Annotated in this window: 24 protein-coding genes; 1 reads left to right on the top strand and 23 read right to left on the bottom strand. The window is 44.8% G+C overall.

Going from position 1 to position 26,085, the window contains the following annotated elements; translation table 11 throughout:
- Positions 1–12: 12 nt before the first annotated feature.
- From MHH93_RS00935 to metH, 16 genes are all read right to left on the bottom strand, one after another.
- Positions 13–498, bottom strand: coding sequence for a hypothetical protein (locus tag MHH93_RS00935; RefSeq protein ID WP_062834890.1), 486 nt, complete (start codon positions 496–498; stop codon positions 13–15).
- 61 nt (positions 499–559) lie between these two features.
- Positions 560–2,626 (bottom strand): hypothetical protein, encoded by a 2,067-nt coding sequence (locus MHH93_RS00930; RefSeq protein ID WP_500052214.1) that lies wholly within the window; start codon positions 2,624–2,626, stop codon positions 560–562.
- Positions 2,616–4,442, bottom strand: coding sequence for a pilus assembly protein CpaF (locus MHH93_RS00925; RefSeq protein WP_500052212.1), 1,827 nt, complete (start codon positions 4,440–4,442; stop codon positions 2,616–2,618). The genes MHH93_RS00930 and MHH93_RS00925 overlap by 11 nt, the downstream gene beginning before the upstream one ends.
- 7 nt (positions 4,443–4,449) lie before the next feature.
- A complete protein-coding gene (locus tag MHH93_RS00920) occupies positions 4,450–5,280 on the bottom strand; it encodes a CpaE/TadZ family protein (RefSeq protein ID WP_500052210.1) in 831 nt (276 codons plus the stop codon).
- Positions 5,277–5,990 carry a hypothetical protein gene (locus MHH93_RS00915; RefSeq protein ID WP_500052209.1) on the bottom strand — a complete coding sequence of 238 codons (714 nt, stop codon included), beginning with the start codon at positions 5,988–5,990 and terminating at the stop codon, positions 5,277–5,279. The genes MHH93_RS00920 and MHH93_RS00915 overlap by 4 nt, the downstream gene beginning before the upstream one ends.
- 76 nt (positions 5,991–6,066) lie before the next feature.
- Entirely contained in the window at positions 6,067–7,089 is a 1,023-nt protein-coding gene (locus MHH93_RS00910) for an SAF domain-containing protein (protein WP_500052208.1), read from the bottom strand.
- A gap of 26 nt (positions 7,090–7,115) precedes the next feature.
- Positions 7,116–8,594, bottom strand: a complete 1,479-nt coding sequence (locus MHH93_RS00905) for a serine/threonine protein kinase (RefSeq protein ID WP_500052206.1) — start codon at positions 8,592–8,594, stop codon at positions 7,116–7,118.
- 227 nt (positions 8,595–8,821) lie between these two features.
- Positions 8,822–9,871 carry an SAM-dependent methyltransferase gene (locus MHH93_RS00900; RefSeq protein ID WP_500052204.1) on the bottom strand — a complete coding sequence of 350 codons (1,050 nt, stop codon included), beginning with the start codon at positions 9,869–9,871 and terminating at the stop codon, positions 8,822–8,824.
- A gap of 6 nt (positions 9,872–9,877) precedes the next feature.
- Positions 9,878–10,657 (bottom strand): ABC transporter ATP-binding protein, encoded by a 780-nt coding sequence (locus MHH93_RS00895; RefSeq protein ID WP_500052202.1) that lies wholly within the window; start codon positions 10,655–10,657, stop codon positions 9,878–9,880.
- Complete coding sequence (locus MHH93_RS00890) at positions 10,654–10,971, bottom strand: thioredoxin family protein (RefSeq protein WP_062834898.1); 318 nt, start codon at positions 10,969–10,971, stop codon at positions 10,654–10,656. Before MHH93_RS00890 ends, MHH93_RS00895 begins: the two co-directional genes overlap by 4 nt.
- The gene (locus MHH93_RS00885) at positions 10,968–11,309 is read right to left on the bottom strand and encodes a cyclic-phosphate processing receiver domain-containing protein (RefSeq protein ID WP_500052201.1); all 342 of its coding nucleotides are present in this window, start codon (positions 11,307–11,309) and stop codon (positions 10,968–10,970) included. The genes MHH93_RS00890 and MHH93_RS00885 overlap by 4 nt, the downstream gene beginning before the upstream one ends.
- Positions 11,310–11,328: 19 nt before the next feature.
- Entirely contained in the window at positions 11,329–12,177 is an 849-nt protein-coding gene (locus MHH93_RS00880) for a deoxyribonuclease IV (RefSeq protein ID WP_500053290.1), read from the bottom strand.
- Positions 12,167–12,988, bottom strand: a complete 822-nt coding sequence (locus tag MHH93_RS00875) for an Fpg/Nei family DNA glycosylase (RefSeq protein ID WP_339234519.1) — start codon at positions 12,986–12,988, stop codon at positions 12,167–12,169. Before MHH93_RS00875 ends, MHH93_RS00880 begins: the two co-directional genes overlap by 11 nt.
- Positions 12,989–12,994: 6 nt before the next feature.
- A complete protein-coding gene (gene nucF / locus MHH93_RS00870) occupies positions 12,995–13,804 on the bottom strand; it encodes a 5' nucleotidase NucF (RefSeq protein WP_500052200.1) in 810 nt (269 codons plus the stop codon).
- Positions 13,805–14,160: 356 nt separating this feature from the next.
- Complete coding sequence (rnz, locus tag MHH93_RS00865; RefSeq protein WP_500052198.1) at positions 14,161–15,099, bottom strand: ribonuclease Z; 939 nt, start codon at positions 15,097–15,099, stop codon at positions 14,161–14,163.
- 76 nt (positions 15,100–15,175) lie between these two features.
- Positions 15,176–18,616: a methionine synthase gene (gene metH, locus MHH93_RS00860; protein ID WP_500052196.1), complete on the bottom strand. Its 3,441-nt coding sequence runs from the start codon at positions 18,614–18,616 to the stop codon at positions 15,176–15,178.
- Between the two features lie 180 nt (positions 18,617–18,796).
- Between metH and MHH93_RS00855 the strand changes: the two genes are divergently transcribed.
- A complete protein-coding gene (locus MHH93_RS00855) occupies positions 18,797–19,342 on the top strand; it encodes a cupin domain-containing protein (protein WP_047843398.1) in 546 nt (181 codons plus the stop codon).
- A 96-nt stretch (positions 19,343–19,438) separates the two neighbouring features.
- Here MHH93_RS00855 and MHH93_RS00850 read toward each other — a convergent pair whose 3' ends face one another.
- From MHH93_RS00850 to MHH93_RS00820, 7 genes are all read right to left on the bottom strand, one after another.
- A complete protein-coding gene (locus MHH93_RS00850) occupies positions 19,439–20,113 on the bottom strand; it encodes a GntR family transcriptional regulator (protein ID WP_500052194.1) in 675 nt (224 codons plus the stop codon).
- 102 nt (positions 20,114–20,215) lie between these two features.
- On the bottom strand, positions 20,216–21,850 hold the full coding sequence (locus MHH93_RS00845; protein WP_500052193.1) for an ABC transporter substrate-binding protein: 1,635 nt from the start codon (positions 21,848–21,850) through the stop codon (positions 20,216–20,218).
- Positions 21,851–21,947: 97 nt separating this feature from the next.
- Positions 21,948–22,820, bottom strand: coding sequence for a carbohydrate ABC transporter permease (locus MHH93_RS00840; RefSeq protein ID WP_091020710.1), 873 nt, complete (start codon positions 22,818–22,820; stop codon positions 21,948–21,950).
- Positions 22,821–22,832: 12 nt separating this feature from the next.
- Positions 22,833–23,762 carry an ABC transporter permease gene (locus MHH93_RS00835; RefSeq protein WP_371129062.1) on the bottom strand — a complete coding sequence of 310 codons (930 nt, stop codon included), beginning with the start codon at positions 23,760–23,762 and terminating at the stop codon, positions 22,833–22,835.
- 589 nt (positions 23,763–24,351) lie between these two features.
- Positions 24,352–25,143: an HAD family hydrolase gene (locus tag MHH93_RS00830; protein ID WP_500052191.1), complete on the bottom strand. Its 792-nt coding sequence runs from the start codon at positions 25,141–25,143 to the stop codon at positions 24,352–24,354.
- 28 nt (positions 25,144–25,171) lie between these two features.
- Entirely contained in the window at positions 25,172–25,681 is a 510-nt protein-coding gene (locus tag MHH93_RS00825; RefSeq protein ID WP_017688037.1) for a hypothetical protein, read from the bottom strand.
- Positions 25,682–25,806: 125 nt separating this feature from the next.
- Positions 25,807–26,016 carry a DUF896 domain-containing protein gene (locus MHH93_RS00820; protein ID WP_500052190.1) on the bottom strand — a complete coding sequence of 70 codons (210 nt, stop codon included), beginning with the start codon at positions 26,014–26,016 and terminating at the stop codon, positions 25,807–25,809.
- Positions 26,017–26,085: the final 69 nt, after the last annotated feature.

Here is a 26,085-nt window from a genome sequence, read left to right as displayed (position 1 = left end):
AACCAACTCCTGTCAGGATTGCTGGAAGATCAGCCCTCTTACCACGTTGGAACGGTCTTTTACGATAATCGCTTTGAATTTACCACTTGGATTGACATATTGATTGTCTTTTTCACTCATGGTCTGGTTAATAATCCCCACTTTATCGTCAGGAGCAATAACCGAGCCGTAGTCGGCATTATTGAGATCCTGTGAAATGTTCAATTGGTTGCCGTACCATTGACCCGCTTTATTTTTACCTGTAATAACTTGAATACCGAACTGATCCTTGTCCGCATATTTACGCAGCGCATTAGTTACCTGTGATCCACTGATGGTGGTTCCGTCATACACCGTAAATGCAGCCTGAGACAACTCGGTCTGGATATCAGCAAAATTGTTCTGGGCCGTCTTGGTTGCCTCCTGAGCTGAAATAAACAAAAGAACTACAATTGTGATCAGAGCGATTGTCAAAAATATCCCTGCTGCTACCTTTAAAGCGCTTGATGCATTGTTCATGATAAATCCTCCCAGTTATAAGTTATTAATATATTTCAGACTGTCACACGAATGAATGGTGCTACAGTTTCTGAATTTGTTCATAATAAATGTTCATCTGCAAGAAGCTCATGCCGACTAGTGGAATGACCAGATACAAAAAGATAAGTGCATACATGGGTGTAAATCCAATGGTTCTTCCCCATGATGCTTTGACATCTATCATTTTGCTGTACTCTTGCTTGCGTTGTTCAAAATAAAATGCCATCATGCTCTCCAGATCATCAAAGGCTTCACGTATTGAGATTTTGCCAAGAGCAAGCTGTAATTTATCAACCAGTCTCTGGAACTCGGGCAAGCCCGCCTCTTCCTTTAATTGTTCAAGTGCATGCTCTGGCCCATGTTCAAAATGCAACAAACATTTTTGGAGCGGACGCTTGAAAATGACGGCAAATCGATTAAGCCATTCCAATATCTCTTCGACTGACATCCTGTCCATCTCACGCAGAATGGATATCACTGTCTGAAATTGATAGATTTCATGTCGCATATCCAACTTTCGCATTTTCCGCTGAAATAACATGAGCCATATGGGCATGTAATACCCTGCTACACCCACGACAATCGCTATAATCATTTCCCACCAGCGTACATATTGCTTGTTATACACCTCAAGTTTTTGCATAATGCGTGCGATCGTCTCAGCCTGGGTATCATGGTCCAGCTGAACGGGAGATAGCTGCTGTAACGCACCCGAGATGTCTTCGTATGTAGCTCCTCGGTTCATTTCTACACTTTTCAGCACGGATTGATCCAATGCTGTTTTTTCCTCGGCCTTCCTGAGGTCGGCTTCAGCCATTGCACCAAACATACGGTCATCCCGGATCGGATCATGCAAGATGTGATTACGTTCAACCTGATGCAACAGCAAAATGCAACCCATTGTAAGGACCAAACAACTTGCGAATAACATCACTCGACGAATGGCAAGCCATTCATATTTCAACTCTGAGCTACTCTCCCTCATCAGCCGTATTGTTTGACTGTACTGAGTACTGCCAGGTTTCGCTGCAAACAGCATCGCCAATTTCCGTATAAACGTTTGTTTGTACAGAAGCTGATCCAACCATGAACGCTTATGCCCTGATCGGAAACGGGTCTCATCGTATTGCTGAAGCCTTTGCAGCAGCAAATAGGCAAGGATGATGATTACATAGATCGATATTTTGGTAATAAAACCGATTTTGCTACGGTAAAATTCATCCATCGTTGGAAAACTGACTCTAGCCCAGCGTTCGATTGGAGCGGTGAACAATACAGGTGCGAGCGCAATGATATTAAGTCCTTTGAGCAAATAATCCAATTTATCACGCCGTAATATCTCCAAGTGAATCTCCTGAGTCAAGTTACCCAGTCCATTAAGATAGATAGAACCTTGAGCTCTGTCCTTATCCCCGAACTCCATGACCATGTAGGAGACGCCGGCGAATCCTTTGAGAAAACGGTTGGGAGCCACTTCGTAATAACGCTCAAGTGCTTCATTCGGATCTGGAGAAGTTAAAGCTTCGTAGATTAGTCTTACCTGTTCCGCTGCTTCTCCTGTACCTGCTTCAGCCGCTTCATAGAGTGCTTCTTCAACCATGCCATGCTGATGATACCGATGCCTTACATCCGCGAAGAGATCCAACATCTGCACCAGCAGCCTTTTCTCCATACGACTGAGGCACATATCTAGCACCAGACTGTTTAGCACCACGGCACAGAGCACGGACAATATTACAAAGGTGAAACCCGGCTGCAGAAGAAACAGAATGACACTTATACCTCCATAGCCTCCAAGGATAATGAAAACCACTGTCATCGTCAGCCTGCGAAGGGATGGCTCATCCCCCACATGTCGAAATGAAATACGCTTCTGCACTTGTAGAATATAGGCGGATAACACTGGAACTTTCATTCCAAGGCGGTAGGATTGCAACAAAAATGACCCCAGTCCCTTGAACCCCTTCCCGCCAGGAGTTAGAATCACGCCGGATGGACTTGTTGGGCTACCTCCCTTGCGACGTAAAACACTTAAAACCAGAAGTGTGACCAGCAACCCTCCTGCACAAATACTTAATACGAGGAGCAGAATCCATTTAATTGTCATGCGGCTCACCCCAGTGTTGCTTCATAAACTGTTCAAATTTCTCAGCATCCTGTAATGTCATCTGTTCTCGCATATCCATCATGCATCCCGAAGAGATTGGAGATGTTGCAACATACGCCCCATCTCTATACTCCACAACATTATGAAATGTAAAACCTGCCCTCTCTTCCACGCTGTCACCTTGATTCGCACGAGGTAGACATTCCGTAATACGTTCGATATATCTTCGTCCCTCAGCATCCTTCTTCATATGAACATCGAAGTTGATGACACTCACAACCTGCTCCTCAGCAATATGCTCATGCTGGAACATGCCTGTTTTGAGCAAGGAATTACGGAGGGAGAAGACCAGATCACGAAACGTTTTGGCATGGTGGGTAAACAGGGTGAACAGACTGGCAACCTGAGACATTTGAATCATCCATGCGGCCACTTCATCACTCGCAACCTCACCAAGAATATTGACGGTACCATCCGTTTTTTTCTGCAAATCAAGCCCTTGTTGACCTGAAATATGTTCAGTCTCTCGGAAACTCAAAATATTACGTCGGCTATAGATCCGTCTCAATTGAAGTTCGAACGCCATCTCCTGCACCCGAAGGGTGTACGATGCATAGATGTGTTTGACCATAGCCATAAGCAACGTCGTTTTACCCGAACCTTGTGCTCCGGTTACAGCTGTGATCCGGCTTCCTTTCATGAGGTATTGAAGTAATTCGATCGGCAGATTTGCGTTGTTACCTGTAATCAACTGTTCTAATGAAGCATTCGGAATATCAAACTTCCGGACAAAGAATGCCCACGATTCTGCAAAAGGAGGACGAACAACTACGACACGGGAGCCGTCTTTCATCTCATTCACCTTGTATCCACTTGCTTCCGACAACTGTCCGGGATAATTGTATTTGTATATATTCTGGCATACCCTTTTCAGTTCACGGATACTGCCGAATGACAGAAAGGATAGATGAATGGACTTACCTTTGTAAAAAATCCAGACACTTTCCATACCGCTAAGCGGTTTTTCATGTGCATCATCCTCCAATCCTTGTTCCAGCAACTCATTCCATGATGCCGGTTTTCGAAGCCCCATATTATGAACAGCATCAAGCATACCGCTGACACCACCACTAACACCATCAATACGTTGGTCCCTTATCTCATCAACAACCGAGAACCCTTTATAATGTTGGTAGATACGCTGCACGATAATATCTATCTTTTCTCTGAATCCAAGCTCTCGATATTCGCACTCGAAAACATAGTGAATGTCTTCCTCGGAAATATAATAACTCCCTCCGTCGTCCGTACCATCCTCCATTCTCAGCCTTCCCAGATCGTAGGTATCAATCAATCGGGAGAGTGCATCCACACCGAATTGCTGTCGGTACAGATAAAACACAATTTCAAATCGGTCCTGGATCGTCAACAAATCTGGTTCTGCAAACAAAATAACTTCATCTACATTGGATTTGTTCAGACCTATGCTTCGGGTCAGTAGATCTCCTATCAAATTTTTCACATACGTTTTGTCGCTGATACTGCCTGAGACACAGCCCTTCAGCGCTTTTCTCATCTCGGCACGTTGATTGATTCTTCGACGGTATTCTTCTTCGTGCAGACCTGCATCCGCAAGTTGACTATGACTAAGCTCATGAAGTGAGTTCTTCACCTTCTCAATCAGCGTGTCAATCGTGAATGATTCCTGTTCAGGAACACGAGCATTCTTTTCACGAAGAAACGTTCTATACTTGAACCAGATATACGTCAGACACAGAATCAAAATTAAACTTATCCATATCGTATTCCATAGCATTCGAGGTTCAGGCTCCCCTTTCCAGCCTCTTCAGAACTGTGCGCATACCGGCACCGTCCATAATCAGGCGAGCGAGTTCGCTCATGCTTGCAGCAAAGCTCCCTTTACGAATATCCTTATCCTCAGTCAAACTTTCCAACTGCAAGTACCTAGCGACATCTCGGCGATTCATTGCATCCAGATATCCGGTTGTGTAGGGGATCGCAGAGATCGTGCCTTTGTATCTGAACTGGCGCCGAATATTGGAGAGCGTTGCACGGGAATGCGAATCGTATTTGTTGATTACAACATGCATATTCTGTTTGTTCAGTCGTTCTGGCAGGATCTCCTCAAAGAACAACTCCAGATTTCGCATATTTTGATCGAGATTAATGACAACATAGTCCGCGTGTTGCAGCTTGAGCTGTGAATCGGCATCAGCATGATCCGCATCCAGAAGAACCAGATCATAATACTCATTGGCTACGTTCAGCAGCTTTTTCACAGTCTCATCATGTTCCTGCGGGGAACGTTCCATTTCATCAATTCTTCCAGTTAGAAAATCAAGTCTTTCCTTCAGCAGTGGCTTGGTATAATCCCTGAGATTGTGCTTATTCAGACTTCCGCTCGAATGCAGTCGTTCAATCGCATCCCAGCCACCCTCTTCAAAGGAGAACACAAAATCTGCTGAGTCCGTATCTTTGGATGGTAGAGCAGCTTCTGTGCCAGTTCCGGCAAGGCCTGCATTAACAAGTAACACTCTTGTTCTGTAGTGAAGTGCCATCGCATAAGCACTAATTAATGTGCTTGAAGTGCAACCCGTTCCTGCAAAAGGGCTCCAAAAGGTAATGGTGCTCATGCTCTCATCCTCTCTGCTTCTTTCATTGCACGGCGACTACGAACACTTTCCCAACCTGTTAACTGCTCAACCACGCGACACAACGATTTTTTGTAATTTCGCGACAAAGGTCCCAGATGAACTCGGCGATGATGCTCATTCTCAAGCTTAACTGCTGCTGTTAACTCATCCCACGGAAGCACTAAGGATTCTCCTGTCCATACAAACGGACTGCCCTCCAGATATGCCCACAGATAACGAGCTTCAAGCTTGCAGTCAACCCCGTTAATTAAGAGCCTCTGAAAAGAAAGCTCACCAGGCAATGACTGATCTTCAAGCAACCGTTTCAACCAGCCCTTGCCACGTTCCAGATTGTAACGCTCATAATCACTTACCCAGACTCTTACATCAGCGGTTAGCCAAAGATTACGTGAAGCAAAATGCGAGGTCTCCATGTCGTATAACACATAGTCATAACTGTCCAACCGCTCGCCATTTACTTCAAGATGATTCTCCACAGCTGCTGAAGTGACAAAATGACAAGCGATATCAAACCCCTCAAATTCCGTAATTCGCAAAGACTGCTGACTATCACCTACACCGTACCCATACTTCTGCTGTAAGGTTCCATCAACGAGCAAGACCTTGTTGCCTGTCGAAGCCAATATTTTGCAAAGATATAGCATCAGATCATTCTTCTCACATAAACCCGCAAAGATCCATGTATGCATAGATGTTATAACTCCCTTCTTTGTCCAAAAAACCTTGTTATCCGAATTGATTTAAAGTGAACACTCATATTGCTCTCTATTCTCCGCCCGTTAGCAGACTCTGCTGTTCATCTGATTGTGAAGCTTGCGCAGAATTATCTACGCTTCCAGCATTAGCTCCTGCACCGTTTCCTGAACCATCATTCCAAGTGACACCATCCGATGTTGCCGAATTATTTGCTGATGGACGACTGTTATAGGTAACTGAAGATTGTGCCACATCCTGTTCAACCCCTTTTGATGGTGCTGTCACGGAGGCAGCCAGTGAACTTTCAAGCGAACTTCGCACCTGTCTGGATAACTCCTGTTCCGCTCGTCGAACAATATTCGGATCACTTTCCAGTAGTTTTAACACTTCTGAATTGGCAGGATACGTCGCGATTGCAGGTGTCTGAAACTGTGGTTCTACATAGGTTAAGGCATAGATTGAAGCTTTATGTAAATAGGCATCTACAATTGCACTGGAGAGTGACAGAATCTCTTCCTCCGTCATCGTAATCCATAAGGTAGCTGCATTGAGTCGTTCCACTTTCTTCTTCGATAAGAGAACATAGTCCTGTCCGGTAGGGAATTGGATACGAACATCAATAATATCTCCCTTAACAAGTGAGGACGGCAGTAACACAACCTGCAGCTCTCGATTTCTTAAATCAGGTGGAGCCGGTGTATCCTCATACACCATCTCAGTGGTAATCGCTGTTCCTTTTTTCAACTCTATTTTGGCTACTTGCCCTTCCATCTGCTTGGTACTGGACCAGAGATTTCGCGGTGCTTGTGCATCCGGAACAGCAATGAGCTTCAGATCCTCCGGTAATATCGGTTCACCTGCTTCAATATCTCGAACCGTTACCCATCCTTGTGCTCCCGAATCCCATTGTTGCTTCAATTCAGCTTCCTTTTCCTCATATGCTGATAAATAACGGGCTTCTACAGCTGACCTGACATCACCCATCGTTTTGACATTGTAAATAACATATCCTCCGAACACCAACCCTACAGCGCCTGCTCCGATAAGCCCGGCATAGATCAGTTTACGGCTTTGTTTTCTTAATTTAGACAAAAGAGGCTCTCCTTTCGTAATCTCGTCTAATCCTGTACTTTCCTTCTTGAAAAGAACGAACGTTTCTTGGCTTGTCGTGCCATCATATGCGTTAAAATATGAGAAAACACTTTATCCATCTGTGCGTCCTTGTCAAAAGGATCAATATGTAACGGCAGACCATAAACACTCGCTGTATCCAGCGTTTTACGAATGCGTTGTACAGCTTCAGTTGCTGCGAGGGGCAGACAATATATCCATTTCTCTTGAGGATACCGATGATGTGATCGAACAAAAGCGCCTATCTCCGCCTGCCTCCATTCGGCACCTGAGCCTATAACAATCGGCAGATCTGCACGCAGAAATTCTTCCAGCCTGTTCTGGTCCTGACCACTACCGAGGTCCATCACGATGAATTGATAGCTCCCCCCAAGCAAAGACAAAATATCTGCTCGCCCGGATTGTTTCCAATAATGCACACCATCCACTGCAAACTGTCTGCCTGCTGGCACCGGTTTACCCGCTTGAGCGATTTGTTGAATTCTTGCAAAGGATTGAGAGCGAGGAGACATTTCAATCACAGCTACTTTAAAGTTTTGCCTTTCGAGATAATGACTGATAGCTATAGCTGTATGGGTAACCCCTACACCAGATGAAGCACCAGTCAAGGCAATAACTCTTGTTCCGCCATTCAAGGTCATGGTTGTACCTCCACCAGGCGTTATTCCACCAGGTATTCGGAGCAGTTCCTTCCGCACCTCATCCGCAGATTGGAATCGCTCCTCGGCATTATACCTTAACAGTCTTCTCGCCACAGGGATGTACGTCCGTGGAATATCACTCCGAATAGAGCTTTCCACACCTTGTATCCATTCCGTATACGCCCCACTAGTCATAAGATACAGCAGCAATGCTCCGAGTCCATATAGATCTGATCGGGCATCGGTCTGACCCGAGCCGTATTGTTCTGGAGCGGCGAATCCAGCTGTTCCCAACTTGACGGTATCTTCGGCACTTTGCGGTTTGTAACTTCTGGCGATGCCAAAATCGATTAATCTTACTTCATGTTCCGGAGTGACCATGATATTGGATGGTTTCAGATCCCTATAGATGACAGGTGGATTCAGATTATGCAGATAACTCAACACATCCAGTAATTGAAGCACCAGCTCCGTTAGCTGCACCATCGGGATCTTCCCGCGGCACTGCTTGAAATACTCACTGAGCGTTAACCCTTCAATGTATTCCATCACCAAGTAGGTATAGCCATCTTCATCCGGGACAAAAAAATCAACAATTTGCGGTAATCTTGGATGACGAAGGGATGTAAGGAGAGCGGCCTCTGTCTCCATGCTGCCTTCATATGGCATAGCCGTCACACTTTCTTTAATTGCCCATATCTTGCCCGGCAATTTTAAATCCTCCGCCTCGTATACATGGCTCATTCCGCCTGTTCCCAGAATGGATACGATACGATATCTACCTCCCAGCAGGCTTCCGCGTTCCAGCCTGGCCGGATGTCTCATACCAATTCCTCCTTCAATACACAACAAAAAAGGGAAAGCTTCACCGAAGAAGAACAGACCGGATATCCGGTTTCGTTCACTTCGGGATGCTTTCCCTTAGGTTTGTTATGGTTAATATTGGTATCATTATAGTACAGGCAGGAATAGATTGTAAAGCACAAATTCTAATAAGCTTTATCGAATCAATTTCATAACACCTTTAGTTGCTTTAAGCAAGGTTAGATCTCTTAATATTTAACCATATAGAGTGTGATCTCTTCCCGGTTATGGAACAACTGCTTGGAACGTTGTATCTGCATCCGCGAACGCTCAAACGTATCGATAACATCCTTAATGAGTGCGAGCGGTTTTTTATGCAATAACTTCACGGTAACAATCGCTGTTCCCCCAGGTTGAAGACTATATAGAAGGTCTGATACAAGTCGGCTCATCAGCTTGGGACTCCAACTCATATCACATACGAGCAGATCGAATTCTCCTTCGCGAAAGCGTACATCCCCTGCATTTTTCTTCAAGAATGTCAATTTTGGTGATGCCAGCAGCGTTGCATCCATCTTCGCCGGATCTACTGCCGTTACTTCAAGCCCGCGTTCAAGCAGGAACGAGGTCCATCCACCTGGTGCTGCACCGATATCAAGTGCTCTATGAAATGAAGTAAAGTCAATGCCAAACGTTTGCTCGGCTTCAAGCAACTTGAACTTGGCACGCGAGATCTGTCCATCTTCTTTTTGAAAACGTACGGCTCCCCCGCTCCAGTCTGACAGGTTCTGTTCAGGTCTGGATACGCCAGCATACAACATATCATTCGCAGCAAATACCGAAATGACATATTCAGCATCACGTACAACCCATTCACAGCCTAGCTCATCCAGTTTTTCTGTCAGCAATTGCTTCAATGAAGCTGCATTTTCTTGCCAAAAGGCCCCGTCTGTCTTCCGTACCTGTAGTACGACAGGGGTACCCGTCAGTTCCTTATGATTCATTACAAATGCAATCAATTTCTCAATTGACTGCTCCGAATCTTCTGTATTCTCCTGAAACTGAACAGGCTGGATATGACGTAAAAACGTTGGATACTCTTCCCACAGCTTACCCGAGACTTCTTCCTCTGCTATAGGCAGACTCGCAAGTAAAATTTCTCCTGGTACGAGTACCGTGCTCTTGACCGCACCAAATGTACGGCGCAACTCTTCCTGAGCATATGGGGCAAAGCCATGATTGGCTGTGCAGATAAAACGGGAGAAGTTGCCTTCTTCCCAAGACGATTGTGTACTCAAATTGTGTTACCCTCCAGAACGTACGCGTATCCACGGACGACCGTTATCCCACTGGATATCGACCGGAACATCGTACGTATGCTTAATTGTATCTTGTGTCAAAACTTCATGCTTGGGGCCAGCCGCCGCAATACGTCCATCGCGGATCAAAGCCACATGCGTAAATAAAGGTACGATCTCTTCAACATGATGCGTTACATACACCACTGTAATGTTACGCTGGCGTAGCCGATCAATCTCAGTTAACATTTTCTCACGTTCATATAAGTCTAATCCGGCACAAGGCTCGTCCATAATCAGCAATTTTGGCTCAGCCATTAAAGCCCGAGCAAGCATGACTTTTTTGCGCTCCCCTTGGGATAGTGTGCCAAGCGGATTATTGGCCAGATTAGCAAAGCCCATATCATCTAGCAAACTAAGCGCCTTGGCTTTTACTTCATCAGGAATGGTCTGATAAAAACGCAAAAAGGCATAAGCTCCTGTAGCGACAACCTCCCATACCGGATCTCTCGGTGTGAGTTTCTCAATCAACGTTTGGCTGATATAACCAATTTCCTTACGTACTTCCCTGACGTCACATTGCCCATACAGATTACCGAGTACTTCAATGCGTCCCTGGCTTGGAAACATATATCCGTTCATCATTTCCAGTAACGTTGTTTTGCCAGAACCATTCCGACCCAGAATAACCCAATGTTCGCCTTGTTCAATGTGCAAATGTACGTTATCCAAAATCTGATTCTCTTCTCGTCTAAGTGAGACTTGTTCTATTGAGATTATACTCATTTCAGCACCGCCTTCCGGATCTCCGAGAGCAGATGCTCCACAGAGCTCATCCGATAAACCATTTTTGGAACATCTTGCTGCCCGTCAAACAGCATCACTGCTGGCACGCTTGAAATTTGAAATTGTTGTACGAGTTCAGGAATGTCATGGATGTTCATTTCAGATAAAATGCCTTCTGGCAGCATATGCTCAACGACTTCCAACATACGCCGGGCTGCCGCACATGTCCCACATAAAGGGGTATATATAAATACAGCCTGTGGCATACCTTCCCATACGCCGCGCATTAACATTTTCGATGTAATTGGCTTCATGAACGTTCTTCTCCCGCAGCAACACTCAGCATGACCTCACCCGTCATTGGACCATTATGAATGGTTACCGAATCGGGTTTGTTGCTATATAACATCTCGTACATCTGACGTTTACCAAACATACTGCTTGTATGCAGATAGATTTCACGTGGAAATAAACCTTCACGTACAATGGATGCCGCAACCTCACCGCCATTCGGCGAATCCGGACCAAGCTCATAATCCAGAGACAAAATGTCCACGTCACCTTCTCTTAGCAGCATCAAGCACTCTTCTGCATTCGTTGCCAGAACAAATCCTTTCGGACACGCCCGATAGTCATCCAAAAAAACATGCATAAAATCGCTCCTCTCCCCATTATAGCCAGGAACGCATGAGCGCTATATCATCACGGTGCGTTCCATCTTCGCCCGTTTCTGTCTCAAGCACAACAACCGCTTTTTGGAACTCAGGCGCAGTTAACAATGCTTTCATTGATTCATTTCCGATGTATCCCTGTCCGATCCTCGCATGTCTATCCTTACACGAACCCGACGCATATTTTGAATCATTAAAATGTACAGCAGCAACATCATCCCAGTATCCGAGCACCTTGCCCTTGTCAAGCATCGCCGCTTCGTTGCCTGACGACCACAAACCTGAAGCAAAAGCATGGCATGTGTCAAAACAAAAAGCAATATGCTCCGGATATCGGCTCAATTTGCGAATCTGTATCATTTCTTCTATGGTTGTGCCCATGGGGCCATGATCACCTGCCTGATTCTCAAGCAGTACCTTTGAATGACCATTCCAATTCTCCAAAGCGGTATCCAGACAATGTATGAGGTTCTGATACCCCTCCAGCGGATCATTTGTTTTGATATGTCCAAAATGGACCACCGTTCCAACAGAACCGCAAGCATTCGAAATTTCAAGATCATTGCGAATAGAAGCTATTGTAGCATGAAACCCCGCCTCTCCACGGGTCATGCCCAACGCCGGATTCGTAGGATAGGGTGAATGAGCAATCGAAGCCAGTCCATGCTGTTCACACCAATCCCTGCATTGCTCAGCATCCTTGAGATCCAGACTTTTCAGACCAAGACTACGCGGGTTCTTCGGAAAATACTGAAACGCCGTTGCTCCCATCGCATGTGCTCTCTTGGCTGCTTGTAGAAATCCACCTCTCGTGCTGACATGTGCCCCGATTCCGTTGTTAGGCTTCATGCTGGCATTTCGGACAGAAGAATGCCTTCTTGCCCGTAATTTCCACTCGTTCAATCGTTCCCCCGCAGCGCGGACAAGTCTCGCCTTCCCGATCGTACACCCGGCATTGCTCGTCAAAGCTTCCGGTCTTCGTATCCCCTTGCATCAGTGGCATTTCCATATATCCACCTTCAGATGCTGCTTCGCGCAACACGGACTGCATCGAATGGAACAAGCGCTCCGTCAGCTCAGGTGAAGTTGCGATGTTCTGCGTTTTGGAGCTTGGTCTCAGACCTGCAGCAAACGCAATCTCATCCGAATAACAGTTGCCAATCCCTGCAATAATATGCTGGTTAACCAACGTTGTCTTGAGTGTACCCCGGCGACCTTTCAACAGAGAAGCAAAACGTTCAACGTTCATCCGTCGATCCAAAGGTTCCGGTCCAAGATCGGACATTGCCGCTTCGGTTTCTTTCGAAGTAAGCAGATGTAAATACCCCAAACGCAGTCCAATAAAGAATAAAATGTGATCTCCAAACTGGATTTCCACCTGTGTGGAACGATCAGGGCGTTCCTCTTCCGTGCCCCAGAAAATCATACCGCCCAACATGAGGTGCAGCACCAGACGTTTGCCATTAGCCAGGTGGAAAATCAAATGCTTCGCTCGGCGCTCAACAAATATGATGCGATTGCCTGTAAGTTCATTGATAAACAGATCGGGCTCCGTATTTATCGTTTTATCGCGGTTAATTACAACACCTGTAATCGGTAGATCAAGTATTTTCTCGGACAATAAGGTCCGGTAATTTTCCATTTCCGGCAGTTCCGGCATCGTACATTACCCCTTTTTGGAAGTTTGGTCTGTCTCTTGCGACAGCCACTCCATCAATTTATGCAAATCTTCAAACACATGATCAGGTCGAGCTTTTGCTGCTTGAATGTGTCCATCCATATTTTCCCGTGTTGTCACACCGGTAAGTACCAGCAACGTCTCACATCCTGCTGCAACTCCAGCTGCGATATCGGTTCGCATATTGTCTCCGATCACTGCCACTTCATGAGACGCCAGGTTCAGCCGGCTGATGGCTGACTTCATTATAACACTGGACGGCTTGCCTATGACTGTAGGACGAACTCCGGTTGCCGCTTCAATTGCTGCTCCAATCGTTCCCGCCCCGGGAGTCAGTCCATCATCGGAAGGAAGCTGCAGATCCGGGTTGGTCATGATAAATTTTGATCCCGCATTAATCCACCTTAGCGCCTTCGTCAATTTGTGATAGGTAAATTCACGATCAATCCCCTGTATCACGTAATCCGGTGCATCTTCTGTCAATTTTAGTCCTGCTTCTTCTATGGCTTGCAGCAGTCCTGCTTCACCAATACATGCCACTTTTGCACCCGGAGATTCTTCAGCAACGTATTCAGCAGCTGCCACAGCAGAAGTACATACCTGAGACGCGTCGGCAGGGATGCCCATCCCGTTCAGGTGATCTGCCACACCTTGTGGTGTGCGAGAAGAATTATTGGTTACGAATAAATACGGCTTTCCTAGCTCTTGCAGTGTTCGAATAAGCTGATCGGCTCCTTCGATACGATGTCTGCCATGATAGAGCGTACCATCCAAATCAATCAGATAGGCCTTAATCACACACAGCACTTCCTTTCTTTATTCCATTAACGTTTCATGTCCTTAATCATTTACCTTGAACTTGACCGCGAACCTATGTATTCAGGCAAAAAATAATGGCTTGCTGACATATGCATGTAACAAGTCGAACCGAATCGAACACAGACGGTTTAACTCGCGCGTCTTCTGTACAAGCTTGTCATTTCCTGCGCTTTCCCGGAAAATAATTTGAATCATTTCCCGCTTCATATTGCCCATCCTACACGCTTTCTGACCAGATTGCAAAAGGGACCGCGGGAGTTCCTCTCCCTCAGTCCCGTGCAATTACCCGGTTCTTTATATGACGTGTTGAGCCGTGCACTGGATCGCATTCATGGTTAAGATTCTTGCTTGCGATGCACGACGGGAATAAGCTGGTGTTCGTTTGCAAGTCTCGTATTCGGAAATACGGACTGTGCCTCTTCCAAAAGTGGCTGCAGTTGATCCTCATCCTTATAACGTGAGCTAAAGTGGGTCATGATCAATTGCCCGACATTCGCTGCTCTAGCCGCTTCTGCCGCTTGTTTTGAAGTACTATGATAATACTCATGCGCTGTATCGGCCAAATCATGCATAAATGTAGCTTCATGGACCAGTACATCTGCATTTACGGAAAGCGGCTGTACATTGTCACATGGACGTGTATCACCCAATATGGTGATTACCATGCCGCGTTTTGGCGCGCCCAATACATCATCTGGACGAAGCGAATCACCGTTATCCAGCGTAATGGTTTCTCCACGTTTAAGCCGGCCGAACAATGGGCCTGGTTTCAAACCGTATTCCGCCAGTTTGGCTGGGTCCAGGCTTCCTGGACGATCTTTTTCCGTAATCCGGTATCCGTAGCTGTCAATTCGATGCTCAAGCAAAGCAGCTTCCACGATAAAACTGTCATCTTCAAACAGGACGCCACCCGTGTGTTCCACGATATTCAACTCATAGTTGACTCGTGATTGGCTAAGCTCCATGGTTGTACTGATCATTCGTTCTGTACCTGGAGGACCATATACCGTTAACGGTGTTGTGCCACCTTGGTAGGCTCTGCTCGAAAGCAGTCCCGGAAGTCCAAATACATGATCACCATGCAGGTGAGTAATGAATATTTTCTCCAATTTGCTTAGTTTAAGCGGAGAACTTAAAATCTGATGCTGCGTTCCTTCCCCGCAGTCAAACAACCACAAAGCTCTGCGCTCATCCAACATGCGTAGCCCAATGGAAGTTACATTCCGTTGAAGCGTAGGTACACCAGCATTAGTTCCCAGGAAATATAGTTCCATTCTGGATCGCACCTCTTTCCGTTGCCAGCAAAAAACCTCCGACAATGCGGAGGGCTTTGCCTGACACTCAACTGATTTATGCCTTTTCTACGTTAAAATACTTGGCTTGCGGATGGCTGAATACCATCGCTGATACGGATGCTTCAGGTTCCATCATGAAACCTTCAGTCAATTCCACACCGATATCCTCAGGCTGTAACAACTTGAACAGCGGTCCTTGGTCTTCCAGATCCGGACAAGCGGGATATCCAAAGGATACCCTGATCCCCTGATAACGTGCACCGTGACGTTGCTTCATCGTCATTTGCGCAGAATCCGGGAATCCCCAGATATCTCTCATCATATGATGCACACGCTCAGCTAATCCTTCTGCTACCTCAAGTGCTACGGATTGCAGAGCATGCGAGCGAAGGTAATCCCCTTGATCTTTCCACGCCGTTGATAGTTCACGCACACCATGTCCGGCAGTCACAACCATGAAACCAACGTAATCCATTTGACCGGATTCAACTGGCTTCAGGAAGTCGGACAGACACAGAAACGGCTCGACTTTTTGACGTGGGAACGTAAAAGTATGCAAGATATTGCTGGTGTCCTTTGGATCATAGATAATGACGCTGTTACCGCTGGACTGAGCCGGGAAGAAACGATACATGGCATGCGCCTGAATAATCCCGTCACGAACTGCCTCTTGCATGATATCATCCACAACTGCTTTCAGATCGGTAGCCTTTTTGTCACCTGAAGCAAGCAGTTGTTCCACTGAGCCGCGCAACCCTAAATGGTGTCCAAGCAGCATCTGCATGTTAACGTATGGAATAATATGGGATAACGGATAGTTGCGCATCGTATGCCGTTCCAGATCCGGCGGTACAAGAACCGGATGATCTACAGCAATATCCGAACGCTCCACTCGTGTAAGCTCTGGAAGTGCCTGAACAGCTACAGCACCTGAAGCATCCGCTTCTTTCTCGGCTTCCATCTCCAGTTGCATCGCTTCACGTGTAACGGGATTCATCAATTTATTCGCCAGATCCAGACCATCCATCGCGTCTTTGGCATATACAACCATTCCATTATACTCAGGACGGATACGGTTTTTGGTGAATTTACGTGTTAGCGCCGCTCCGCCAACCATAATAGGTACATCAATACCTGCTGTTCGCAAATCCTGAGCGGTAAGAATCATCTGCTGCGCTGATTTTACCAATAGACCCGAGAGACCGATCGCATCGACTTTTTCTTCTCGGTATGCCTCAATAATACGTTCTGGTGGTACTTTTATACCCAAATTAATGATACGGTAACCGTTATTGGACAGGATGATCTCTACCAGGTTCTTACCAATGTCATGCACATCGCCCTTGACCGTGGCCAGAATAATCTTGCCTTTAACCGAAGTTTCGTTCTTCTCCATGAACTGCTCCAGATATGCTACAGAAGCCTTCATAACCTCCGCACTCTGCAACACTTCAGCTACAATCAACTCATTGTTGTTAAAGAGACGACCTACTTCCTCCATCCCCCGCATAAGTGGACCGTTAATCACTTGAAGTGCTGTGTATTTGGCAAGGGCCTGTTCGAGATCTGGCAGCAATCCTTCTTTACTTCCTTCCACAACATATGAAGCGAGACGTTCTTCTAATGAAAGGTTCGAGATTTTTTCCTTCTTCTCTACCTTCTTGTTACGGAACGCCGCTACGAACGCCGCGAGTGTGTCATCATTGGTGTTATATAAAAGCTCTTCCGAGAGCCTGCGTTCTTCTTCAGGAATGGACGCATAACGCTCCAGTTTCTCCGTGTTCACGATGGCATAGTCAAGACCTGCTTTGGTACATTCATACAAAAATACAGAGTTCAGCACTTCACGTCCCGCTTCAGGCAGTCCGAATGAAATGTTACTAATCCCGAGAATCGTATGACATTCCGGCATCGCTTCCTTAATTACTCTTATACCTTCAATGGTTTCTTTGGCTGAACCAATGTACTGTTCATCTCCCGTACCTACCGGGAACACCAATGTATCGAAAATGAGATCTTCTGGTTTGAGTCCATATTTGTTCACCAGCAGATCGTAAGAGCGCTTGGCTACGTCAAGCTTGTCTTCTCGACTAATCGCCTGACCCCGCTCGTCAATCGTTCCGACAACAACCGCACCACCATATTTATGAAGCAACGGCGTGATCAGCTCAAATTTCTCTTCGCCATCCTCAAGGTTAATGGAGTTAATTATCGCTTTACCTTGCGAGTACTGAAGAGCCAAATCAATGACTGAAGCATCTGTCGTATCGATCATGAGAGGAACCTTTACTTTTTTCACAACCAATTCAAGGAACTTCACCATGTCTTCTGACTCTTCACGGTCTGGATCTTGTACACACACATCGACAATGTGCGCTCCATTTTTCACCTGAGCACGGGCAATTTCCGAAGCTTCTTCATATTTGCCTTCGACAATGAGTCGTTTGAATTTCCGTGATCCCAGCACATTTGTACGTTCACCGACCATGTAGGGACGATTGTCCTGTTCGATATAGATTGGTTCTATACCAGACAATGCCGGTGGATGTGTTCCGTTCATTTCTCTTGGGGGGTACTGAGCAAGCGTATCACGCATAGCCCGAATATGTGCAGGGGTTGTCCCGCAACATCCACCAGCGATATTCAACCAGCCCTGTTCGGCAAAAGCACCTATCTTCTGAGCGAGCGAGTCTGGTGACTCATGGTAATTACCGTTCTCATCCGGGAGACCCGCGTTCGGGTAACAACTAACGGCAACCGATGCCATTCCGGAAAGCGAACGAATGTGATCACGCATGAACTCCGGACCCGTAGCGCAGTTTAGTCCTACCGAAATTGGGTTAAGGTGTTCTAAGGATATATAAAAGGATTCGATGTTCTGGCCCGCAAGGGTCGTTCCCATCGGTTCGATCGTTCCTGATATCATCAGGGGCAGTGTAACACCGCTCTGTTCGAAGGCCTGCTGAATTCCGATGCTGCCGGCTTTTACATTGAGGGTATCCTGGGAGGTTTCAAGCAGTAGCGCATCAACGCCTCCCTCTATTAAAGCAAGCGCTTGCTCCAAATAACTGTCGATAAGTTCCTGGAACGTTACTCCCCCAGTTACAGACAGTGTTTTGGTTGTTGGTCCCATCGCACCTACCACATAACGTGGAGATTCCGGTGTAGAGAAACGATCAACCGCAGCTTTCGCAATTCTGGCTGCTTCCAGGTTGATCTCGCGTGCCCGATCCTGAATATCGTATTCAGCAAGCACGACCGATGTCGCACCAAATGTATTGGTTTCAATTAAATCGGCGCCAGCCTCGAGATATTCTTCATGAATGCGCTGGATCAGCTCTGGACGAGTAAGCACTAACATTTCATTACATCCATCCAGATCTTCGCCGCCAAAATCTTCGCCAGTCAGATCAACTTGTTGAATCATGGTCCCCATCGCACCGTCGAGGATTAATATTCGTTGTTTTAATGCATCGTGTAGACTAATCTTATCCAATATCTTCACCCCCGCAAAACGTTAAATCTTAGTTTAACAGAAACTAACTTAATGTGAAAGATCGGGTTTTCTCGCGAAAGATGGCGGGTTTACACGAATTATGAACGGAATTTGAGAATCGACAAAAACAGAGCAATCCGATATAATTCAATTAAACCAAGTGGAAAAGAGGGAAAGAACATGGCTGAAATTGTTATCCGAAATACGAACGAACGCATCACTGGTGACGAAAATGTTCGAAATTTCTTGAACAAATACGAAGTATTATATGAGAAGTGGGACGCGTCCAAACTGAACACTGATCTGCAAAATAACTTTGGATTAACGGATGAACAGAAAACCGAAGTTTTGGAAACTTACGATTATGAAATCAGAGATTTGGCTGCACGTCGCGGATACCAAATCTGGGATGTCATCACATTGTCCGAGCAAACACCAGATATCGAAGAGAAGCTGGCCAAGTTCGAAGAGATCCACACTCACGCTGAAGATGAGATTCGTGCGATTGTAGCTGGTAAAGGAATCTTTGTTATCAAAGCTACAGATGATGTGGGCTACTTTAATGTAGAACTGTCTCCTGGAGACGTCATCTCCGTACCGGAGAATACACCGCATTTCTTCACCTTGATGGAGAACAAACAAATTATTGCTGTACGTCTATTCATCGAAAAAGATGGCTGGATCGCAGATCCATACCCTGATCCTACATTTATCAAACAAGCCTAACACTCTCGTGTTCCGACTTGCTTAACCAAAACCCCTGTTCAATTGAACAGGGGTTTTCGTATATGCGTACGGGCAGTATTATACAACAACGGTGCACTATATAAAATAATGCGGATATTTCGCTTTTATCGATTCCTGTTCAATTACAACCAGTCTAAGATGAGCTTCCATCACCTGAACAGCCTGTTCCGTTTTACGCTCTGTAATAAGCCGATATATATCTTTGTGTTGGGAGATAATGACCTCCAGATTTGAGTCCTCGGCTAGACGTAACAAACGCAACCGATTAAACGGAATATTCAGTTGTTGCAACATTTTCCATGTTCTCAGCTTACCCGTACCCTGGAACAAAATCTGATGAAATTCTTCATCCAGTTCAAAAAGACGATAGAAATTGTTTTTACCTACACAGACTTCCTGCATTGCAATGTTGGTTTCAAGTCGGAATCTGTATTCTTCAGGAAAAGAAGCACAAGCCAATGTCACGATTTCCTTCTCCATCTTCTCCCGCATAAACCTGCCTTCTTCCACATGCTCCAGATTAATATGAGAGACAATCGTTCCGCTCTGTGGAATAATGTCCAGCAGTTCTTCTTCAGCAAGCTTCATGAATGCTTCTCGTACGGGAGTTCTGCTCACCTGCAGTTCATCTGCAATCTCTTTCTCCGAAATCTTGGTGCCCGGCTTAAGTTCCAGATGGAGAATTCGTTCTTTTAACAGATTATATGAATATGCCCGGGTCGAGCCTCTAATTTTTTGATTTATTGACATGCCTAGACCTCTTTCTATCAGCCGTATTCATTCATTTTAGCACAAATTACCGTTCCACTTATATATCGGTGTGAAACGGTAATCTGGCCAACCTTAACGATATTATTGCTTATTTTCTTTGTAGGCTTTGTACGTGTCATTGGCAAGCTTCAGATAATTAGAAAGACCTTGACTGTCAAGCTCTTTGGCAAACGTATCGAATTCCGACAAGTCCCGCTCACCCAAGATAAATTTAAGTGTATTTTGGTCTGAATAATCTTTCAGTGGTGTACTTAGAAGTGTCACCCGTTCACGGTCCTCAGAAGAGTATGGAATTGGTGGTTCGGCCGGGATTACTTCCTTGGTATCTTTCATGTCTTGCTGAAATTTCAACTCTTCTTCACTGAACATCGATTGCAGCAGATCTGTTGTACCGCCGTAGGCAAACACACCACCAGAGAAGCCGAAGTCAATACGCAGATCTTTTGTGCCTTTTGGATTCAAACCATTATAGTTCACGTCTTCTACCAATTTACGTGTTCCGCCCTCTTTGGTAAATGTTTCGCCTTCAACGCCCCATTTGGCAAACTCTTGACCCTCATCGCTGTAGTATAACCAATCAACAAATTGCATAATAGCTTTGAAGTTTTCGCTTTTTTGAATTTTTCCGGAGATCATGACACCGTTCTCAAGTCTGGAGCCAGACATTAATTGACCTTTTGGCCCACCAGGAACTGTAATCTTCGCAACAGAGTATTTACCCTCTCCCAGCGTTTTGTTCATATCATTTCGGTGCAGCACTACCGTTTGGGAATTGCCGTTAATCATAAAAGATTTGCCTGATACAAATTTTTGTACAGCCTGATCATCATCCTGTGTGAAACTTTCTTTGTCCAGCAATCCTTCAGATACCAACTTGTTAAAGTACGTCAGTAGCTCTTTGTATTCTGGTGTTGTAGCTGTGTATACGAACTCATCCTGATCTTCCTTATACGTCAATCCGTTACCAAAGCCCCATCCAGCCTTGGTACCAAATCCGGTAGCAGCGATGTTCAATGTACTATTGAATTGGAAGCGATCCGAAAATGGAATGGAATCCGGGTAGATTTCTTTCAGCTTTTTGGCAGCATTGTATAATTCGTCCCATGTGGTCGGAATGGCGATGTTATTTTCTTCAAAGACATCCGTTCTTACGAGTATTGTGTAATCTGGCCATACTTCTTCATGCAGACCCGGGAGTACATAGTACTTTCCATCTTCCTGTCGAAGACCTTCAAGTTCATCTTCCAAACCCCATTTTTCCACTTTATCTTTGAAGTTTGGCATCAAATCAATATAATCGCTAATCGGCAAGATCGCACCAGAGGACACAAATGCAGCCTCTTCACCAGGGTACGTTTTAGGGATAACTAGTGGTGCATCTCCGGAGCTAATCAACAGAGATCTCTTCTGAGAGTAATCGCTCATGGGTACAATCGTTGGCTCAAGTGTAACACCCGTCAGTTCGGTAATTTTATTGAAAAGTAACCAATCTTTTTTATATGGATAAGTAGGTTGATCACTATATAGTATGGATAGATTAAATGGCTCCGTTGCCTTGAATGTATCCCCTACGTTGTACGTTTCCATCGCTGCCTTGGTTTGAACTTCTGTGACGTCACCTCCAGCTCCAGTACCGCTGCTACATGCTGCCAGAACAACGCTCATCATTGTTGCCAACACCATTTTACCAACAAACTTACGTGGCTTTTGATTCATTTAGGTTATCCCCCTGAGTTTAGTTTAGGTTGACTTTGCCTGAAACGTTAAACAACCTCGAAAAGTTAATCATGTGAATCACTTCAGCTGCTGCGTCTTACTGTTTAACAGACCCTAGCATGATACCGGTTACAAAGTATCTTTGGACAAATGGATAGATGGTGAGTATCGGCAAGATGGTGAGTACCATCGTTACTGACTTAATATTGGCAGCAATCTGTGTCAGGTTATCAGCTGAGGTTGCACCGGCAGTCGCCCCGCTAGTCGCTCCTGCAATCATATTGCGCAAATAAATGGTGACCGGGAACAGTTCTTTTTTGTCCAAATACAGAAAGGCTGGGAACCATGAATTCCAATGACCTACTGCGTAGAACAGCACCATGGTTGCCATAACTGCTTTACTTAGCGGCAAAATAATGCGTAACAGGATTCCGTAAGTGTTCAACCCGTCAATGGAGGCAGCTTCCTCCAGTTCTTCAGGCATATTTTCAAAAAATGACTTCATGATCAGCATGTTGTATATGCTAATTGCACCCGGAACAACAAGAGCCCACATGGTGTTGTTGAATCCAAGGGAATTAATCAAAACATAGTTTGGAATCAATCCACCACTAAAGAACATGGTGAACACGGCAAACATGGTCAAAAACTTGCGACCCATCAACCTCTTTTTGGACAGGGCATATGCGAAAATAGTCGTCATGAACATGGAGATTAATGTACCTACAACGGTGTAGATAATCGTATTTTTATAATTCGTCCAGAACATGCTGTCGCGTGAGATCGTCTTGTAGGTCTCCACATTGAACCCTCTTGGGAACAGACTAACCTTGCCCGAATTAATATACGACTCACTACTGAAGGATTGTGCCACAACATTCAAGAATGGATAGAGCGTTATAAATACCACGAACAGCAGAAAGATAACATTGAATACTTTAAATACCTTGTAAGATCTGGATTCCTGCATGATGCTCCTCCTTTACCATAAGCTTCTTTGTGTCAGTCTGCGTGAGATGGCATTTACGGAGAACACCAGAATCAGACCGATCAGCGATTCGAACAAGCCAATTGCGGTAGCATAACTGAAGTTACTGGATTCCAGTCCGACCCGATACAGGTAAGTGGAGATCACATCAGATGTCTCGTAGATAAGTGGATTGTACAAGAGTAAGATTTTTTCAAATCCAACAGCCAAGAAATTACCCATGTTCAAAATCAATAATGTCACAATCGTAGGCAAGATCCCTGGTATCGTTACATGAATTGTTTGCTTCCATCGATTGGCACCATCGATACGCGCAGCTTCATACAAAGAATCATCTATGGTTGTCAGTGCAGCCAGATACAGAATCGCTCCCCAACCCATACCCTGCCATACCTCAGAAGTGATATAGATTGTTCTGAACCATTCAGCACGCTGCATAAAAGGAATATTGTCTCCGGTGAAGAAAGCCACCAGTCCATTAATGGAACCATTCACTGCTGTCAGCTGCAAGATCATACCTGCAACAATTACGATGGACAGGAAATGCGGCAAATAAGACGCGGTTTGTACAAACTTTTTGAATCGTTTACTCTTCACTTCGTTCAGCATCAGTGCAAAAATAATAGGAACCGGGAATGTAAAGAGCAATGCGAGTCCGCCCAACATCAGCGTATTACCGAATACTCTCCAGAAGGTAGGATCCTCAATGAACATTTTGAAGTATCTTAATCCCACCCACGTTTCTCCAAATATACTTCCCCCGGGAACAAAACGTCTGAACGCAATCACATTACCAATCATCGGCCCATATTTAAAAATAAGGAGATAGATGATGGGAAGGATTAATAGTGAATACAGCTGCCAGTCTTTGCGAAACAAGGTTGCTGCCGTTCGTAATCTGCTTTCTTTACGTAAAGATGTCATGGTTAACGTTGTTTTAGCGGTTTCCGACTCCATGTGTTTTCACTCCGATCCAGAACTTGATAAGTGAGAATAATTCATGTAGAATTCCCATCGTTTCTCCTCTTGTAGAAGACAACAAATCTTTCAACTTCACCCCCACTGCGAAATAGACCATAGCTGAATGTAAGCGATATCATTTTAATTTTTATGTAGAATCACACTATTCAAGGTGCTTCACATCATGAATTAGCACTTGATAGGTAGTGTGATCTCCAAATCGAAAGGAGGTTTCTAAAGTATATGAAGCGCTTACATTAAATCAAAAAAATAGTTAGCAACGACTTCAGCTTCCATTCAAATGAATTAAGTCAAAAGAAATTGCTTAGGACAATCTAAATACTAGTCATACTAGTATGTTAGTTATATTTTAATCCAGCTTCCCCCTAATTTCAATAACTTTTAGTAAAAAAAAAATAGAATCTCATTTAACAAGGTCATTGAGTCAACATGATCAAATAAAAAAACATTGGAAACTTCAAGAACGACATCATCGTTCATTGAAGCTTCCAATGTTTCAGGGTGCTGAGGAAAGATGTTATAGCTGATCTGCTCAGAACTTAGCAATAAGCTGATCTAATTCCGATAAATGCGTTATTTCATGATCAGGCGCATAGGTTTCATTGTTGGTCTTATGCTCACGATTAATCCATACGGATTGGATGCCAGATGATAAAGCACCACGAATATCAGTCGTCAACTTATCCCCCACCATCATGCTCTCTTCGGGTTTAACTCCCAGTTTACTCAAAGCATGTTCAAATATCGACGGATCTGGTTTTCCTTTTCCAAAGTTACCAGAGATAATGATTTCATCAAAGAAAGGAGTCAATTCAGGTACACCATCCAGCTTCTCTTGTTGCAACGCAGGACAACCGTTCGTTAACAGCAACAATTTATACTTTCCGTGTAACTCACGTAAGGTATCCATCGTTTCTTCGTATACATGAGGTCTGGATCTCCGTTCTACTCCAAACTGTGTGGCTAATTGTTCAGCAAGATCTTCCCGATCTATACCCAACTTCAACAAGCCACGACGCCAAGATTCTTTACGGTAAACTGGAGCAAGTTGTTCCAACTGACGGAACTCAGGTTGATCCCCACCAGTAAAGTTAGCCCATAGGCCTTCAAATGGATTGATTCCAATCATCTTGGTAAACGGAAAGGTTTCATATGATTCATACAGCCCGCGTGCCTCATTACGAACAGCTTCTTCAAGTTCTTCTGGTTTAACACCAGTTTCTTTAGCTGCAATTAGACAAGTCTCATGAAAAGCTTCTCGAACACTACGCTCATCCCACAATAAAGTATCATCCAGGTCGAACAAAATCGCTTTTAACGCCATTCCGATCATCTACCCCTTTATGCAATAATTACTTTTCAACGGTTTCCACGGTGATCTGATGTGCTTTTGCAAACTTAAGCAAACGTTCTGCAATCGCATCTGTATCGTAACGGTTCAACAACTTGGTGAACACCCATCTTTTCCCACGACTGTTATGTTCGATAACAACTGTACCTGGTTCAATTCTGAATTTGACAATATCGTCAACCCCAATTGAACGTTCACGATTACCCTTCGTCGTTATAATCCGATTACTGCTAATCTTGATGTACGGACGACGAAGCATGAAGATGACTGCCAAAAATACGTAGAGCAGCATCGTCACCCAGTCCCAGGTTGTCATCGGAGCTTGCACAAGGAACGTGCTCATAAACAGATACAAAAAGGCGAGACCGATCAAAAATATAGGGAACAAAAGGCTGCGTCCCTTAAAGACCTCTTCACCTGGTGTACCTGTAATTGGTTGACCACTTTTTTTACGTTGCTGATTTAACTGCTTGGAATTTTTCTTAACCGTTCTCTCGAACGAACGCGACATGTGAATCCCCCTTATGTGTCTTTGTATCGGCTTACATAACTGTAAACCAACATGTCCCCCTATAGATTGCACACTCAAAATAACAGGAAGAAACCTAAATATCATAAAGATATCATTAGGTTTCGTTAGTGTTTGAGTTTGCCTTGGTGGCCTTTGTCATTCTCATCATCAACAATCTCAATGGTATCCAGTTGTTGTCTGAAATTACTGCGGATATTGCTCAAATAAATTTCTCTTAGCTCGGCACGTTCTGCAAGTTCTTCTTCCGTCAATCCAGTGGACTTTTGCTTACGAGCCAATTCGTTAATGCGTGCTACCAGACTATCTATATCCAAGCTTGTCCCCTCCAAAAATACAAAGTCATATTAACTTTGCCATGATAAAGGTAGCTTGTCAAGTTGACA

The organism is Priestia sp. FSL H7-0729 (assembly GCF_038005685.1).
Taxonomy (GTDB): Bacteria; Bacillota; Bacilli; order Paenibacillales; family Paenibacillaceae; genus Paenibacillus.
Note: the sequence above shows the minus strand (reverse complement) of the source record. Positions and strands in the feature narration are given on the sequence as shown.